This window comes from Rhodospirillaceae bacterium (assembly GCA_016722635.1).
In the GTDB taxonomy this organism is placed as follows: Bacteria; Pseudomonadota; Alphaproteobacteria; order JAEUKQ01; family JAEUKQ01; genus JAEUKQ01.
The window spans coordinates 413,886-429,831 of record JADKIX010000010.1 but is presented as its reverse complement, the minus strand read 5'-3'; the positions used below and the strand labels follow the sequence as shown (position 1 = coordinate 429,831).

Below are 15,946 nucleotides of genomic sequence, written 5' to 3'. Positions count from 1 at the left end.
AATTTTTATGGGGAATAGCTAGGTTTTTCTTTGACCTTTTTAGCAAAATGGATCTTCTTGCTAATTTTCCCTAAGCCCTTTTTTATAAAGCCTTATCCACCGCTGCGGCGGCGTGGATTTTGGTGGTGTCAAAAAGCGGCACCGAGGAATCTTTCTGGTTAATCAGCAAAGAGATTTCCGTACATCCCAAAATCACCCCTTCAACGCCCCTATTGACTAAATTATGAATTATTTTTTTATATTTTTCTTTAGAGGCTGACTGAATAGTACCCAAACATAATTCCCGGTAGATAACATCATGCACCATCTGCCTGTCCGCGGCATCAGGGATCAAAACCTCAAATCCGAATTGATCCTTTAAACGCCCCTTATAAAAATCCTGCTCCATCGTAAATTTGGTGCCCAATAAACCTATTTTTTTGATGGTGGTTTTCTTAATTTCCAAGCCCGTGGCATCGGCAATATGCAACAACGGTAGGGATATGTTTTGTTGAATGTCACCGGCTAATTTATGCATAGTATTGGTACATAACAACAAAAAATCCGCACCCCCTTTTTCTAATCTTTGCGCGGCATCAATGAGAATTTCGCCCGCTTGATCCCATTGTCCTTGAGATTGCAGCTTTTCAATTTCGGCAAAATCCAGTGAAAACATCAAAATTTTCGCGGAATGCAGGCCGCCCAATCTCGCTTTCACCTGCTGATTGATCAAGCGGTAATATTCGGCTGATGATTCCCAACTCATTCCGCCAATTAACCCAATGGTTTTCATGATCATTTACCTCCAACAAAACAATGATTATTTGATCCACATCATGGAAATTTATTTGTCTGGACGTTATAGCAATATGGATAGCTGTGTACAGAGCTATCCACAGTTCTGTGCACAATACTGTCCACAGTTCTGTGCGTCCCTCTCCTCTCCCTCTCTTGAGAGAGGAGAGGGAAAAGAGATGAAAAGAAAAGAAAAAGAAAAGAGAGGGAGATTTGGTTTTTGGCAAAACCATCCCCCTCCCTATTTTTTTTCCTTCATTGATACTTATAATGCTCAAAAAATAGCATCAGCATCAACTGAACAGCCTGGCTATTTTTGCCAATCATTTCGGCAAACATGCTGGCAAGCATAAATTCTTGACAAGAGGGGGAATTACGGTAAAGTATGATAAGAACAAAAAGTGATCACTTCGCAAAGCCCCATCAATCCAGTCTTAACCCTGTTTTTTTTCATGGAGATCCTAATGATTTGCGGTCACCCCCTTTCGCCCATCTATCACAAAAAAACAAGCCGGAGCAAAGCTACCCTTGTCCGGCTGTATTTTAGGTAGGATAGATAAGGCTAGTAGGTTACCCGGACGCGGTAGGTAAAGACCGTTTTGCCGTTGGCAGGAACGGTAATTTTCCACTCCATTTGATGGGCATTTAATTTCTTGCCCGCCACACTTTGCTGCAATACCCGCCAATCACCTGGAACGCTTTCAACCAGTGTCACCTCTACCGCCTCAGATTTCGCATTCTTAAACTCAATTTCATAGGCACTTTCATAGACATTCTTGGCAATCTTACTAAAATCGGTCTGTTTCGCCCGCGCCGTCACGTCAAAGGCATTGCCTAAGGTTAACGTCACATCCTCGCCCTTTGGCGTATGCTGAATGGCATCTTCCCCTACAAAGATCGCCTGGCCTTTGCTGTCATTCTTATAAACCCGTACAATCCCTTTGGGTAAGGGCAGCCCTAAACCAAAAGCTTGCGTGTTACTAAACTGGATGCGTACCGAGGCATTGACCATCTCACGGTCACCCATCACATCGGTATAACCGTTAGTGATCCCCCCAAACCGGTATTCTTTATTAACCTTCACCCCTTCGCCCGTTAACATCACCACCTGTTTGGTTTGATTTTGCGCAACCGTGGTTGGCCGACTTAAGCTATATAAATGATATTCAAATAATGATTCTTGCTGTAATTCTTGTTGAGCCCCTGAGCCAGCCAAGTTCCTGGGTGCTAAAACTTCATCCATGTTGTTTCGTACCAAATTTAAATCACCCGCCACCAATTGCAATTGAGCATTCGTGTAATTGATCCCGCTTTGGTTAGTTAACGTCACCAATCCGGTCAGGTTTAGCTGGGTTTCGTCTGCGCTTAATGAGGCCACATAATCTGCCTTCCACGATAAACCACCCGTCAGGTAATCCAACTCCACCTGCTTTTGCCCTACCACCTCACTGTTCAACTTTAGCACCAAGGTTGGGTTGGCGCGCAAATTGGCGGGCACTTGATCATAAATAATCCGCCCCGGTAACTGGGTTTCAATGCGGTCACCAATCTTTAATACCACCCCCCCAACCACACTTAAAACCTCCGCCTCCACAATCTTCTCTTGCTTCAACGCTTCGTCCCATACCGCAAAGCGCACCTTACCGCCCACCGATTTCTCGAGTAACTTCGCCGGTGTCAGCAAATCAAAATCAAAGTTCTGCTCCAGCATGCCCACTCCCCCGCCCTCTACGTGAAACAAGCTGGTTTCCGGGCGAATGCGGGTGCTGACCCCCACAAAGGCAATATCGTTAACCCCTTGCTTAAAATTAATACTGCGTTGATCCCGCACCAACGCCAAATTCTCATTATAAATCGTCACCGCCACATGGGTTTGGGTATCCACCCCTATTTGTTGTTCCTGGGCTTGCAAGGCCATCCCCCCTAAAAATGTGGTGGCGACCGTTGATAGAAATAGTTGTTTGATGCTCATTGGCTGCTCCTTTGACACGGGTTAATCGTTGAAAAACCGCTGTTCTTCCCTGACATATTTTTGAGTGTACGGCCCCTTTATGGCTAAATTATGGCAAGGATTTTCTTTAAAACCCCATAGCTGATAATTTGGCTGATATTTTCAACAAAAGTGATATTCTCTTCTTTGCCGCTGGCCAAAGAACCCCGCAACATAACCGCGGTGAAATCAAGGTCTTGTGCCCCCCGGTAAGTCGATAACACACAGTTCTCGGCACAATATCCCGACAAAATAACAGTATCGATGTCGCTTTGATCCAAAAAGCTTTTTAAATCGGTTTTATTAAAGCCGTTGCCATATTGTTTTATAATTTTCTTATCGCTTTTCTGGGGTTTTAAGGGATTAATCAGCTCAAACCCCTCAACCCCTGGAACAACGCCATCTTCCTTGTCCATATCCTGCACCCAAATAACCGGCAATTTTTTCTGCCTAAATAAAGGAATGGCCGCATTGATATAGTCGCAGGCTTGATCCATGGATGGGGCTGTCTGGCCTTTATAAAAAGCTTTCTGCATATCAATCACTATTAAGGCTGGTTTCATTTTTTGCTCCCTAAAGGATCATGATGATCCTCGTAATATTGGTCAATTTGAGCGTCAAACATCTTTCTTCTGTCCCCTATACTAGCACGGAATGAATTTTTGGCCAATTGGCAAATGTCCTTTTGGGATAGTTTCAAAGCCTTGGCAATTGCCAGATAGTTTTCGTTGATATAGCCCCCAAAATAAGCGGGGTCATCCGAATTAACCGTCACCACCAATCCCCGGTCCAACATCTTTTTTAAAGGGTGATTGATTAAATTATTCACCACCTTTAATTTTAAATTGGATAAAGGGCACATGGTAAGCGGTATTTTGGTGCGTGCTAATTCCTGCATCAATTTTTCATCCTCAATCGCGCGGTTGCCATGATCGATACGCATGACATCTAGCAATGTTAAGGCCTGCCATATATAAGCAGGTGGCCCCTCCTCCCCCGCATGGGCAACTGGAAGAAAGCCTTCCCGAATAGCTTTCTCAAAAACCCGCTGGAATTTGGCCGGAGGATGGCCCCTTTCGGAAGAGTCCAACCCAACCCCTGCGATCCAATGGCGGTAAGGGATGGCTAAATCGAGCAGCGCAAAGGCTTTATCCTCATCCAAATGCCTCAGAAAACACATAAAAATCTTAAAGGTAATATTCCATTTACTTTCCCCGTCTTTTAAAGCCCGGTGAATACCCTGGATAACTTTATCAAAGGAAACGCCCCGGTCCGTATGGGTTTGGGGGTCAAAAAATATTTCGGTGTGTACCACATGATCGGCATGGGCCCTTTCAAGATATGCACAAGTCAGGTCATAAAAATCTTGCTCTTCCTGCAGCACCGATGCGCCAGCGTAATAAATATCCAGGAAATCTTGCAAATTCTTAAAATGATAGGCTTTTTTGAGTTCCTCAACAGAGCTGTATTTGAGCTTGACTTGATTCCGTTCCGCCAACTTGAATAAAAGTTCCGGTTCTAATGTCCCTTCGATATGAACATGTAATTCAGCTTTAGGTATTCCCCGAATAAAATTTTCATCCGCCGGTTTCATGATCATGATTCCCTGGAATATTCAATTGCAACTATTTCACAGTAACCGGTTTGCCTGAACGCTATCATCAAAAATATCTGCTACTTAATAATAAGGAATATATTAAAATAGGCAAAAACTAAAAAAACTTTCTCATGTAACCCATGAATTGAAAAGTAAATCCCCATCATTTTACACCGGTTCGTTGCAATATAAGGGCTTAAAAACGCATAAGGGTTTTTGAAAACAAATTGATAATCACCACCCCCACGATAATCAGCCCCAATCCGATAGCTGCGGCCAGATCAATTTTCTGATCAAACCAAACATACCCAACCAAGGTCACGAGAACAATTCCCAAACCACCCCATATCCCATAAACCGTTCCCATCGACATCGTTTTTAAAACCAGGGAAAGAAAAACAAAAGTGACCCCGTAACTAACAATTGTAATGATAATGGGGATAGGTTTCGTAAATTGTTCGGATGCGTTTAACGCCGCCGTACCGATAACCTCCGCAATAATGGATAGGCATAAATAAAGATAAACCATGGTCTGACCCTTTTTCCGCGACCAAGATAGACGACACCGATATTTTAATCAACCATCCTTTGATGGCCTAAATCAGGAATATATTTATCTAGGCCAGCCCCTTATGCTTAAAGGAGCGCGTTTAAACAGCATCCGCTTAGGCTACGATCTAAAATTAGCCCGCCCTTGCTACTGCACCAGTGGACTATCGGTGCTTTCCAAATGGATGCCAGCTATGCTGGATCTTCCAGCAAGGATCTTAATATATTGTTTCACCGCCGTTTGCCAGGACACTTCTTTCAAATAGTCCGCTATTGGTGTTTTAACATATTCAAACGGCACGGACTTACCTTCGCTATCATGAAATTTTTTTTGATTGCGGCTGTAATAGTGTTGGCAGAAAACCTCGTCCGGTTCTGGTGTCACGACTTCCTGTTCAAGTAACCTGCTTATTTTAAAATCCTCTTGCATTTCTTGGGTAGAAGTATCAACGGGCGCAACGATGCCCAAGCGGGTGGCTTCCTGTAATAGCAACTCCCGAATAGTAAGTGCAACCGCAGCTTTATATTGTGCTTCCTCCACCGAAGATGCTGGATGATACTGCATTTCTGCGAATATCGAATCATCCGTAATCTCCGTATTATTGACAATCACTGGCATGGTTAGTGATTCCCTTCGATAAGTGTGATGCCATTAGGTGATTTACCAACACCGAAGTTGTTCAGAATAGTAAAACTGCCCGTATCTATCTGCGACACAGTATTATCACCCATATTCGTAATATAGATAAAACGTCCATCCGCACTTGCAACAATACCGTGGGGCATGCGGCCAGTACGGATGGTTTTGATTACTTTATCAGATGATATATCGACGATAGAGACCGTATTGCCGGGGTGGTTTTTGTCACCCTGGTTGGCGACATACGCATACCTTCCCAACGGGTCAACATATATCTGTGCAGGTGTACCCCCCACCGGAATGGTTTTGATCTTGCGGCGCTGCGCTACATCCACAACGCCAACGACGTTGTCTGCCGCCAGCGTCACGTAAATTTTTCTGCCATCCGGCGACACGGCCACCTGGGTAGGCATGCCGCCTACGGGTATCCGTTTCTCCTCCTTGTTGCTAACAATATTCACAATCGAAATGGTACCGTCTTTCAAATTTGCTGTATAAAATTCCCCGCGGACAGGATTTAGGCGAATGCCATGCGGAAAAATCCCGACACTAATCCAATCCTTTACTTTCCCAGATATAATATCAACAACTGCCACACGATTGCTGGCTGAGTCCGTGACATAAGCAGTTTTTCCACTGACATCCGTAACGACATGTGCCAGATGTTCGCCCAAAGAGATAGCACGCAACGTTTTTTTGTTCAAAGGATCCGCTTTTATTATCACCAACATCCCCCGCATCACCTGGGAATCCTGCTGATGATCCTTTACCTCCATGCCAGTTACAAGCACCCATTTTCCGTCTGTGCTTACTTGAACATTATGAGGCGCCATGGGTAATGCAATAGTTTGATGCACGCCGTCAGAATGCACTATGGTTAAAGTCTTTCCTGACTCGTCTGCTGTAATGAAAGATGGTACTGGATTTGGCATCTTTACCGTTGTTGATCCCTGGCATGCCGCAAGCAGCATCAAGGGTAAAACCCACTCCCATGCTTTTATTTTTTTTAACATGATTATTTCCTGGCCTTGCGGTTACGTACGATTTGGTATGGCCTGCCTATATATTTCACCGGCACGCTCAGCATATGTACCAAGCGCGTGAAGGGAAACAGCAGGAAGATGGTCATACCTAGAATCAAATGCACCTGGAACGGCCAGTCCATGCCCACAACGTAGTCCGATGCACCCCCGCGGAAGGTCATCACATGTTGCGCCCACTCGGAAAGCTTTAGCATGATCGCAGCATCCTGATGCGACAAGGAAAAGGGGATTGTCACCATCCCCAGCGTAATCTGCACCCATAATATCAGCAGCACAGCTATGTCGCTTTTAGAACTGGTGGCACGAATTCTTACCACAAACAGACGGCGGAAAACCAGGATCGTAAGTCCGATAAAACCAATTGCTCCAGCAATCCCACCGGCTATAATCGCCAATAACTGTTTTTGCTCTGCTGTAACAAACTGCTCATAGACAACGTGGGGTGTAAGCAACCCCACCAGATGGCCGAAGAAAATAAAAATCACGCCGATATGGAGCATAATATTGCCCAGCCTTAACCCTTTATCGGCCAGCAACTGACTGGAGGAGGCACGCCAGCTATATTGTTCGCGATCATAACGAACCAATGTACCCAATACAAAAACGGTTAGGCATATATATGGATACGTGCCGAAGAAAAAGGAATAGTAATAATCGGTCATGTCCTTGCTCCTTGCGTCATTTTTTCTAAGGTATTTCCTGGTGACTTTTCTGGTGCGCAACTACATCCGCCGCATCCACCACTGCCACAACTGGCTGCTTTCGGGGCTTCCGCACCGAGAAAATCAACCGTTTTTTCTTCCCAATCTTTATCCAACTGTATGAAAGACAGCGGCGTGGCAACCACAACGCCAGAAACTTCTTCAGGCACCCGACCAGCCAGCCGGATCAGGCAATTAAAAACTGCGCTGTAGGGGCTGCCACGTTCGGCCAGGCGTTTACCAAGTGCTACTAGCACATGCGATGGATCAGCAAGCATCTCTAACGCCTCTTTTTTTGGGAGAGAGGAGAGATATTCCAAAAACACCGGTAGGTAATCCGGCAACTCGTTTTTAGCGAGCGAAAATCCCTGTTTTTTGTAAATTTCAGCTAAGTCTACCATGGCCTGCCCACGATCACGTGACTCGCCATGAACATGTTCAAAAAGGTGGAGCGAAAGTGAGCGCAAACGGTCAAACGTGTCCACATAGGCTTCTTGCACGTCAAAAATATCTTGGATACGCAACTGGCTAGCAAAGGCACGAATCGCTTTCACATCTTCATCATTCACTAATTTTTCCTGTTCAATAAGATTGCATAAGCTATCAATACCCCGCAACCACTTCTCATCTGGATACCAAAGAAGGATGCCCAACGCTTTGAACGTTTTGTATTGATTAAGATGCATGAGCGCCTCCGAACAGATTTTTGCGTTTGGGTTTGCCAAATAGGTTGGCCTCGCTGTTACCACCCGCACACCCATTACCAAAGGAAAATCCGCAACTGGAGCGCATATCAAAGGCTTGTTCAGCATATTCCCGATGTGAACTAGGAATCACAAAACGGTCTTCGTAGTTGGCGATGGCCATGTAGCGGTACATTTCCTCAACCATCGTTTGAGTTAAGCCCGTTTGCTCCAATATTTGGGTATTAAGAACACCATCAACATATTTACCGCGCATAAAGGCCCGCATGGCCAGCATACGTTCTAGTGCTATCTGCACTGGTTTTTCTTCGCCCGCCGTCAACAGGTTGGCAAGATAGGCAAGCGGGATGCGCAGGCTTTTAACATCAGGAATGACGCCATTCATACCCATATCACCACTTTCCGCAGCATTTTGGATGGGTGAGAGCGGCGGTATATACCACACCATGGGCAAGGTGCGGTACTCAGGATGCAGGGGGAAAGCCACTTTCCACTCCATCACCATCTTGTAGACCGGTGACTTTTTGGCAGCCTCTAGCCAATTTTCCGGGATGCCTTCCGCGCGCGCCGCCTTGATAACTTCTGGATCGTTTGGGTCAAGAAACATATTGAGCTGAGCATGGTACAAATCCTGTTCAGCTTCGATCGAAGCTGCCAACTCAATTTTATCAGCATCATAAAGCAGTACACCGAGATAACGGATACGCCCAACGCAGGTTTCTGAGCATACCGTCGGCTCACCATTTTCGATGCGTGGATAGCAGAATGTGCATTTTTCGGATTTGCCCGACTCCCAATTGAAATATATTTTTTTGTAAGGGCAGGCCGATACGCACATGCGCCAGCCACGGCATTTATCTTGATCAATGAGGACAATGCCGTCTTCTTCGCGCTTGTAGATAGCACCGCTTGGGCAAGCCGCAACACAAGACGGGTTTAAGCAGTGTTCGCACAGGCGCGGGAGATACATCATGAAGGTGTTTTCGAACTGGCCATACATTTCCTTCTGGATATTCTCGAAATTGTAATCCTTGCTGCGATGCTCGAATTCACCGCCTAAGATTTCCTCCCAGTTTGGCCCACCGACAATTTTGTCCATTTTCTTGCCCGTGATAACGGAAACTGGGCGCGCGGTAGGCATGGTTTTGGCTTCTGGCGATTTGTGCAGATGCTCGTAATCGAAGGTAAACGGCTCGTAATAATCATCAATCGATGGCAAGTTCGGGTTGGCGAAGATATTAGCCAATGTACGCCACTTTCCGCCCTGTTTGGGGTGGATTTTGCCGTTTTTCTTGCGTTCCCAGCCACCATTCCAGCGATTTTGATTTTCCCAGTCTTTAGGATAACCAATACCCGGCTTGGTTTCAACATTGTTGAACCAGGCGTATTCTACACCCCGGCGGGATGTCCATACATTCTTGCACGTCACCGAACAAGTATGGCACCCAATGCATTTGTCAAGATTAAGAACTTTTCCGATTTGAGCGCGTACTTTCATGGTATTTCCCCTATTTCACTGCCGGTTCCAGCTGAGGCATTTCACCGCCCAAAGCTGCGCCATAATTATCTTCGTTCATCCAGTCTATTTTCTCCATTTTACGAAGGATAATAAACTCATCGCGGTTACAGCCAACCGTGCCATAGTAGTTAAAATCATAGGCAAGCTGGGCATAACCACCAATCATGTGGGTGGGCTTCAGCACCGTTCGTGTGACGGAATTATGAATCCCGCCGCGCATGCCAGTGATTTCACTGCCAGGAACGTTAACGATTTTCTCCTGTGCGTGATACATCATGATCATACCTTCCGGCACACGCTGGCTGACCACTGCCCGCGCAGTCAGTGCGCCGTTGGTGTTGTACGCCTCAACCCAATCGTTATCAACCACGCCGATCTTGAGCGCGTCTTTCTCTGAAATCCAGACAATCGGCCCACCACGCGAGAGCGTGAGCATCAGCAGATTATCGGTATAGGTCGAGTGAATGCCCCATTTCTGGTGGGGGGTAATGAAGTTCAGCAACACCTGTTTGCGGCCTTTAGCAAATTTCTCGATCACGCTTTCGGTGGTTTTCATGTCTACCGGCGGCTTATACACGCACAGCGATTCACCGAATGCGCGCATCCAAGAATGATCCTGATAAAGCTGCTGGCGCCCCGTGAGGGTACGCCACGGAATTAGCTCATGTACGTTGGTATAACCTGCCGTGTAGCTGACATGCTCGGACTCAATGCCGCTCCATATAGGTGAAGAAATAATTTTGCGCGGCTGAGCCTGCACATCGCGGAAGCGGATTTTTTCATCCTCACGTGTATCGGCAAGGTGGGCATGTTCGCGGCCTGTGGCTTCACTCAGCGCCTTCCAAGCCTTCACCGCCACATGTCCATTGGTTTCCGGAGCAAGTGACAATATCACCTCCGCCGCATCAATAGCGGATTCAATCTTCGGCAACCCTTTGCTAATCCCATCCTCCGTGACAATATAATTCAGTTCTCCTAAAAGCTTCAATTCATCTTCCGTATTCCATGATATACCCTTGCCACCATTACCAAGTTTAGAAAGCAACGGCCCTAACGAAGTAAATTTCTTGTAGGTATTGGGGTAATTCCGTTCCACCAGCGTTACACTTGGCATGGTTTTTCCGGGGATAGGTTGGCACTCTCCTTTCTTCCAGTCTAAAACACCCATGCCCTGTGCCAGCTCATTTGCGGTATCATGCTTGATGGGGTTCAGCACCACATCTTGCTCCACACCTAAATGCCCAACACAGACTTCCGAGAATTTCTTGGCAATACCTTTGTAAATATCCCAGTCGCTGCGCGATTCCCACGCCGGATCAACTGCCGCCGAGAGCGGGTGGATGAATGGGTGCATGTCCGAGGTGTTCAGGTCGTTCTTCTCATACCATGTTGCGGTTGGCAACACGATATCGGAATACATACAGGTGGTAGACATACGGAAATCAAGCGTTACCAGCAAATCCAGCTTGCCTTCCGGTGCGGTCTCGTGCCATACGACATCTTTCGGTTTGGTGCCGCCAAACTTGCCCAGGTCAACACCTTGCACACCATGACTGGTGCCCAGCAAATGCTTCAGGAAATACTCATGCCCTTTACCACTGGAGCCAAGGATATTCGAACGCCAGACAAACATATTGCGTGGCCAGTTGGCGGGTGCATCGGGGTCATTGCAGGAGAGTTTTAGATCGCCTGACTTCAGCCCTTCCGCCACGGCCTCGCCAACATTCTTGCCTGATTTTTTGATGATAGCACCAATTTCCAGCGGATTTCGCTCCAACTGCGGTGCAGATGGTAACCACCCCATTCGTTCAGACTTTACGTTGCAGTCGATAAACGAAAGCTCTTTCCATTCTGGGTTGTCTTCCAGTGGCGATAGGATTTCTTCCATCTTCAGCCGCTCGTAGCGCCACTGATCGGTATGGGCATAAAAGAATGAAGTCGAATTCTGTTGGCGTGGCGGACGGTTCCAATCGGTTGCAAAGGCCAGTGGCACCCAGCCGGTTTGGGGACGCAGTTTTTCCTGGCCGACATAATGGGCCCAACCACCGCCAGATTTGCCGATACAGCCACACATCACCAGCATATTGATGATAGCACGGTAGTTCATGTCCATGTGATACCAGTGGTTCATCGCCGCGCCAATAATGACCATGGACTTGCCATGCGTTTTATGCGCATTCTCAGCAAATTGACGCGCCACGTTAATCACATGCTCACGTTTTACACCGGTGATTTTCTCCTGCCAAGCAGGGGTGTATGGTGTATCGTCATCAAACGATGTAGCGACATTTGCACCGCCTAGTCCACGATCCACACCATAGTTAGCAATGAAAAGATCATAGACAGTGGCAACATAGGCATCACCTTCTTTGAGCTTCATCTTTATAACAGGTACATTACGCTCAAGGATGCTTGCATGATCGGTGCTGTTGAAATGTTCGTGTTCGATATTACCGAAATAGGGAAATGCCACTGAGCCTATTTCTTTTTGGCTATGCTCGATGAGCGACAGCAATGGCCATATTTCTTCACCCGTTATTTCATCTTTCTGCTCAAGATTCCATTTTCCTTTTTGTCCCCAGCGAGAGCCCACAGTGCCGTTAGGAATACGCACACGTTCTTCTTTACCGCAGATGACAACGGGTTTCCAATCGGGATTATTCTCGGTATTGAGATTCGCCTTAAAATCCGAAGCACGCAGCATACGTTCTGGTACCAGTGCATCACCGCGTTTCACCATCCGCACAAGGAACGGCATGTCGGTGTATTGGCGGCAATAATCGTCAAAATAGTCGCTTTTTCCCTTTACATGCCACTCTTTCATGATGACATGCCCCATTGCCATCGCGAGCGCAGCATCAGTACCCTGTTTCGGGTGCAGCCAGAGATCGGCCAGCTTCGCCACTTCGGAATAATCGGGCGTAACTGCCACAGTTTTTGCGCCCTTATAGCGCACTTCGGTGAAGAAGTGTGCATCTGGTGTGCGCGTTTGGGGTACGTTGGAACCCCACGCTATAATAAAGCTAGAATTATACCAATCCGCCGATTCTGGAACATCCGTCTGCTCACCCCATGTTTGCGGGCTGGAGGGAGGCAAATCGCAATACCAGTCATAAAAACTCATGCAAACGCCACCGATGAGCGACAGGTAGCGGGAACCCGCCGCATATGACACCATCGACATGGCAGGAATGGGCGAAAAGCCAATGATGCGGTCTGGACCGTGTTTTTTTGCGGTATAGACGTTCGCCGCTGCGATGATTTCGTTCACCTCTTCCCAATCGACACGCACAAAGCCGCCTTTACCACGTACTTGCTGGTAGGATTTACGCGTAGCTTCGTTAACCACGATGGATTCCCATGCATTTACAGGGTCTTTCGCAATCGCCTTCGCCGCACGCCATGCCTTCAGCAACCGGCTACGCACTAGCGGATACTTCAGGCGGTTGGCGCTGTAGAGATACCACGAATAGCTCGCGCCACGAGAGCACCCTCGCGGCTCGTGGTTTGGCATATCCGGACGCGTGCGCGGATAATCCGTCTGCTGGGTTTCCCACGTAACAAGGCCATTCTTGACATAGATCTTCCAGCTGCATGAGCCAGTACAGTTTACCCCATGCGTCGAGCGCACAATTTTGTCGTGTTGCCAACGGCTACGATATGCCTGTTCCCACCCCCGTGATTCATCAGTCATCACGCCATGGCCGTTAGAAAAACCCTCTCGTTCACGCTTAAAGAAAGTCAATTTATCAATAAAATGGCTCATGGGTTTCTCCTTAACATTTTACTTCCGCATTTTTGCGGAAATACCAGTAATAGGTAGCCAATATACAGGTGACATAATAAGCTATAAAACCATAAAGTGCCGTATCTACCGCTCCCGTTGACTCAATTGACCAACCGAAACATTTGGGCAAGACATACGCACCATAGGCTGCAATCGCCGCGCTGAAACCCAGCACTGGCGCTTTTTCTTTTGGTGGAAAGATAACGCCGATCATGCGGAACACTGATCCGTTGGCTATACCAGTGGTCGTAAATAGCAGCATGAACATGGCGAAGAACCCGAAGAAATTTTTGCTTTCTGGCTGGATAAAGTAAATTACGCCCACAACAGCCGCAATCATCATAAACAGATTCCAGAACGTAACACTCGCCCCACTGGTTTTATCCGAAAGCCATCCACCGACCGGACGAATCAAGGCACCAAGCAACGGGCCTATAAAAGCGTATTGCAAGGGATTAACACCGGCAAACTGTGTTTTAATCAATAGCGGGAACGCCGCCGCATAGCCGATGAACGAACCAAATGACATGACATAAAGCCATGTGGTGATATACATGTGCTTGCGTTTGAAAATCACCAACTGATCCTTCAGCGGCACTTTAGCAGCTTTAAGGTTATCCATACCCAATAAGGCTGCCAACGTGCAAAGGATAATGGGGATCACCCAGACATACCCAGCATTCTGCAACCAAACTTGCTTTGTTGTGCCATTCGCCAGCGTGATGACTTGCGGCGCACCGCCTATGTCACCGAAGAGTGACAAGCCAATCACTATGGGAACGACAAACTGCAGGACACTGACGCCCAAATTTCCTAAACCTGCATTCAACCCAAGTGCCGTACCCTGTTTTTTCTTGGGAAAGAAAAAACTGATGTTTGACATGGAGGAAGAAAAATTGCCGCCGCCAAAACCACAAAAAAGCGCTAGCATTAACATAATTTCATACGAGGTAGTCGGATCCTGCACTGCCTGACCAATACCAATCGCCGGAATTAATAGGGTGGCGGTACTGAACACCGTCCAAGTTTTCCCGCCAAAAATCGGCACCACAAAAGAATAGACAATCCGTAGCGTTGCCCCCGTAAGCCCTGGTGCGGCGGCAAGCGTAAACAACTGTTCTTTGGTAAAGTTAAACCCAATGCTATTGAGATTGACCGCTACCGCCGACCAAACCATCCAGGTGGAGAACGCTAGTAATAAGCACGGGATGGAAATCCAGAGATTACGATTGGCAACCGCCCTGCCCTGTGAATCCCAGAATTGTTTGTCTTCTGGATTCCATTGTTGGATATTTGCAACCATAGTAGAGTTCCTTTCGTTAATTTTTGTGTATTACTAGTGCAACATCCAATTCCGGTAGGAATTTAGGTCCTTGCAGTTCAGGATATTGTTGTTTTTCCATCAGCCTGATGGCTGCGTGCATCCAGGCAAGTGCAATGGCAACTAAGACGAAAAGCAACATGAAACAACTCGTCCAAATATTGGTAAGATCGTTTAGTATGCCAAAACACAGTGGCAGGAAAAACCCGCCTAGGCCACCAATCAGGCCGACGATACCCGCCACTGAACCAACGTTGTCAGGATAATATACAGGAATGTGTTTATAAACCGCCGCCTTGCCGAAGGACATAAACAGCCCCAGTACAAACACAATGATGGTGAATGGTACAAGCCCAAGCTCCATACTGAAAGTAATGTCGCCTTTAATACCATGGACGGTATAATTAGTTGCCGGGTAACTTAAAATAAAGCAACAAGCGACGCAGACAATGAATGTCACATACATCACCTTGCGCGCGCCGTACCGATCGGATAGGTAGCCGCCAACAGCACGGAAGGCTGAACCGGCCACCGAAAAAATGGCGGCAAGCATACCAGCAACTTTTATATCCAACCCATACGCACCAACATAATAACGCGGCAGCCACAGGGCAAGTGCCACAAATGCGCCAAATACGAAGAAATAATACAGTGAGAAACGCCATACTTGGAGTTTTTTCAGCGGCGCCAGCGCTGTAGCAATGGTTTTAGGTTTGCTACCAGCTTTCCTGCGTTCCACCAGTTCTGGCTCGTCCTTGGTCAACACCCAATACAGGATGGCAACAACGAACAGTGCAACCGCCCACACTTGCGCAACCATATGCCAGCCATAGGCAACCATAACAAACGGTGCGACGAATTTCGTCACCGCTGCACCAATATTGCCCATTCCGTAAATACCCAGTGCCGTCCCCTGGCGTTCTTTGCTATACCATTTGGAAAGATAGGAGATTCCCACCACAAAACTGCCGCCGGAAATACCCACACCAAGTGCGGTCAGTAACAGCAATGGATAAGTATCCGCATACACCAACAGCCACGTGCAGATAGCGGAGGAGATCATCACCACCAGCAGAATTGGCCTGCCACCATATTGATCCGCCCAGATGCCCAGGAATAAACGAATCAGTGATCCAGTTAGGATCGGCATGCCAACGAGTAAGCTAAACTGGGTCTCTGTTAGCCCCAAATCCTGTTTGATTTGCACGCCAATGATGGCAAAAATTGTCCACACGGCAAAACATGCCGTAAAGGCAATGGTGGTTAGGGATAAGGCTTTCACCTGTCCCCCATATTTAACTTGTTGCATATCCAGCATGTG

General features: G+C 47.1%; 14 protein-coding genes. 1 reads left to right on the top strand and 13 read right to left on the bottom strand.

Annotated elements, in window-relative coordinates:
- Nucleotides 1-82 precede the first annotated feature (82 nt).
- Nucleotides 83-772, bottom strand: a complete 690-nt coding sequence (locus tag IPP67_06345) for an aspartate/glutamate racemase family protein (protein MBL0338778.1) — start codon at nucleotides 770-772, stop codon at nucleotides 83-85.
- Nucleotides 773-953: 181 nt separating this feature from the next.
- Between IPP67_06345 and IPP67_06340 the strand changes: the two genes are divergently transcribed.
- Complete coding sequence (locus IPP67_06340; protein MBL0338777.1) at nucleotides 954-1,127, top strand: hypothetical protein; 174 nt, start codon at nucleotides 954-956, stop codon at nucleotides 1,125-1,127.
- Between the two features lie 209 nt (nucleotides 1,128-1,336).
- Here the strand turns inward: IPP67_06340 and IPP67_06335 are convergent, their stop codons facing one another.
- The 12 genes from IPP67_06335 to IPP67_06280 form a co-directional block, all read right to left on the bottom strand.
- Complete coding sequence (locus IPP67_06335) at nucleotides 1,337-2,746, bottom strand: DUF4139 domain-containing protein (GenBank protein MBL0338776.1); 1,410 nt, start codon at nucleotides 2,744-2,746, stop codon at nucleotides 1,337-1,339.
- Nucleotides 2,747-2,829: 83 nt separating this feature from the next.
- On the bottom strand, nucleotides 2,830-3,327 hold the full coding sequence (locus IPP67_06330) for an isochorismatase family protein (GenBank protein ID MBL0338775.1): 498 nt from the start codon (nucleotides 3,325-3,327) through the stop codon (nucleotides 2,830-2,832).
- Nucleotides 3,324-4,358, bottom strand: a complete 1,035-nt coding sequence (locus tag IPP67_06325) for an adenosine deaminase (protein ID MBL0338774.1) — start codon at nucleotides 4,356-4,358, stop codon at nucleotides 3,324-3,326. The genes IPP67_06330 and IPP67_06325 overlap by 4 nt, the downstream gene beginning before the upstream one ends.
- 199 nt (nucleotides 4,359-4,557) lie before the next feature.
- Nucleotides 4,558-4,890 (bottom strand): multidrug efflux SMR transporter, encoded by a 333-nt coding sequence (locus tag IPP67_06320; protein MBL0338773.1) that lies wholly within the window; start codon nucleotides 4,888-4,890, stop codon nucleotides 4,558-4,560.
- A gap of 168 nt (nucleotides 4,891-5,058) precedes the next feature.
- Nucleotides 5,059-5,529 (bottom strand): hypothetical protein, encoded by a 471-nt coding sequence (locus tag IPP67_06315; GenBank protein MBL0338772.1) that lies wholly within the window; start codon nucleotides 5,527-5,529, stop codon nucleotides 5,059-5,061.
- Nucleotides 5,530-5,531: 2 nt separating this feature from the next.
- Entirely contained in the window at nucleotides 5,532-6,563 is a 1,032-nt protein-coding gene (locus IPP67_06310; GenBank protein ID MBL0338771.1) for a YncE family protein, read from the bottom strand.
- A 2-nt stretch (nucleotides 6,564-6,565) separates the two neighbouring features.
- Entirely contained in the window at nucleotides 6,566-7,255 is a 690-nt protein-coding gene (narI, locus tag IPP67_06305; protein MBL0338770.1) for a respiratory nitrate reductase subunit gamma, read from the bottom strand.
- Nucleotides 7,252-7,980 carry a nitrate reductase molybdenum cofactor assembly chaperone gene (gene narJ, locus IPP67_06300; GenBank protein ID MBL0338769.1) on the bottom strand — a complete coding sequence of 243 codons (729 nt, stop codon included), beginning with the start codon at nucleotides 7,978-7,980 and terminating at the stop codon, nucleotides 7,252-7,254. Before narJ ends, narI begins: the two co-directional genes overlap by 4 nt.
- Complete coding sequence (narH, locus tag IPP67_06295) at nucleotides 7,970-9,496, bottom strand: nitrate reductase subunit beta (GenBank protein ID MBL0338768.1); 1,527 nt, start codon at nucleotides 9,494-9,496, stop codon at nucleotides 7,970-7,972. Before narH ends, narJ begins: the two co-directional genes overlap by 11 nt.
- Nucleotides 9,497-9,506: 10 nt before the next feature.
- Entirely contained in the window at nucleotides 9,507-13,283 is a 3,777-nt protein-coding gene (locus IPP67_06290) for a nitrate reductase subunit alpha (GenBank protein MBL0338767.1), read from the bottom strand.
- A gap of 10 nt (nucleotides 13,284-13,293) precedes the next feature.
- A complete protein-coding gene (locus tag IPP67_06285; protein MBL0338766.1) occupies nucleotides 13,294-14,607 on the bottom strand; it encodes an MFS transporter in 1,314 nt (437 codons plus the stop codon).
- 16 nt (nucleotides 14,608-14,623) lie between these two features.
- Nucleotides 14,624-15,943 (bottom strand): NarK/NasA family nitrate transporter, encoded by a 1,320-nt coding sequence (locus IPP67_06280; GenBank protein MBL0338765.1) that lies wholly within the window; start codon nucleotides 15,941-15,943, stop codon nucleotides 14,624-14,626.
- Nucleotides 15,944-15,946 lie beyond the last annotated feature (3 nt).

What these genes read in the sequence shown, in the direction of transcription:
- narI (MBL0338770.1), bottom strand. Translation starts at nt 7,255, where the DNA reads ATGACCGATTATTACTATTCCTTTTTCTTCGGCACGTATCCATATATA.
- IPP67_06315 (MBL0338772.1), bottom strand. Translation starts at nt 5,529, where the DNA reads ATGCCAGTGATTGTCAATAATACGGAGATTACGGATGATTCGATATTC.
- narJ (MBL0338769.1), bottom strand. Translation starts at nt 7,980, where the DNA reads ATGCATCTTAATCAATACAAAACGTTCAAAGCGTTGGGCATCCTTCTT.
- IPP67_06285 (MBL0338766.1), bottom strand. Translation starts at nt 14,607, where the DNA reads ATGGTTGCAAATATCCAACAATGGAATCCAGAAGACAAACAATTCTGG.
- IPP67_06280 (MBL0338765.1), bottom strand. Translation starts at nt 15,943, where the DNA reads ATGCTGGATATGCAACAAGTTAAATATGGGGGACAGGTGAAAGCCTTA.
- IPP67_06340 (MBL0338777.1), top strand. Translation starts at nt 954, where the DNA reads ATGAAAAGAAAAGAAAAAGAAAAGAGAGGGAGATTTGGTTTTTGGCAA.
- IPP67_06330 (MBL0338775.1), bottom strand. Translation starts at nt 3,327, where the DNA reads ATGAAACCAGCCTTAATAGTGATTGATATGCAGAAAGCTTTTTATAAA.
- IPP67_06320 (MBL0338773.1), bottom strand. Translation starts at nt 4,890, where the DNA reads ATGGTTTATCTTTATTTATGCCTATCCATTATTGCGGAGGTTATCGGT.
- IPP67_06325 (MBL0338774.1), bottom strand. Translation starts at nt 4,358, where the DNA reads ATGAAACCGGCGGATGAAAATTTTATTCGGGGAATACCTAAAGCTGAA.
- IPP67_06290 (MBL0338767.1), bottom strand. Translation starts at nt 13,283, where the DNA reads ATGAGCCATTTTATTGATAAATTGACTTTCTTTAAGCGTGAACGAGAG.
- IPP67_06335 (MBL0338776.1), bottom strand. Translation starts at nt 2,746, where the DNA reads ATGAGCATCAAACAACTATTTCTATCAACGGTCGCCACCACATTTTTA.
- IPP67_06345 (MBL0338778.1), bottom strand. Translation starts at nt 772, where the DNA reads ATGAAAACCATTGGGTTAATTGGCGGAATGAGTTGGGAATCATCAGCC.
- narH (MBL0338768.1), bottom strand. Translation starts at nt 9,496, where the DNA reads ATGAAAGTACGCGCTCAAATCGGAAAAGTTCTTAATCTTGACAAATGC.
- IPP67_06310 (MBL0338771.1), bottom strand. Translation starts at nt 6,563, where the DNA reads ATGTTAAAAAAAATAAAAGCATGGGAGTGGGTTTTACCCTTGATGCTG.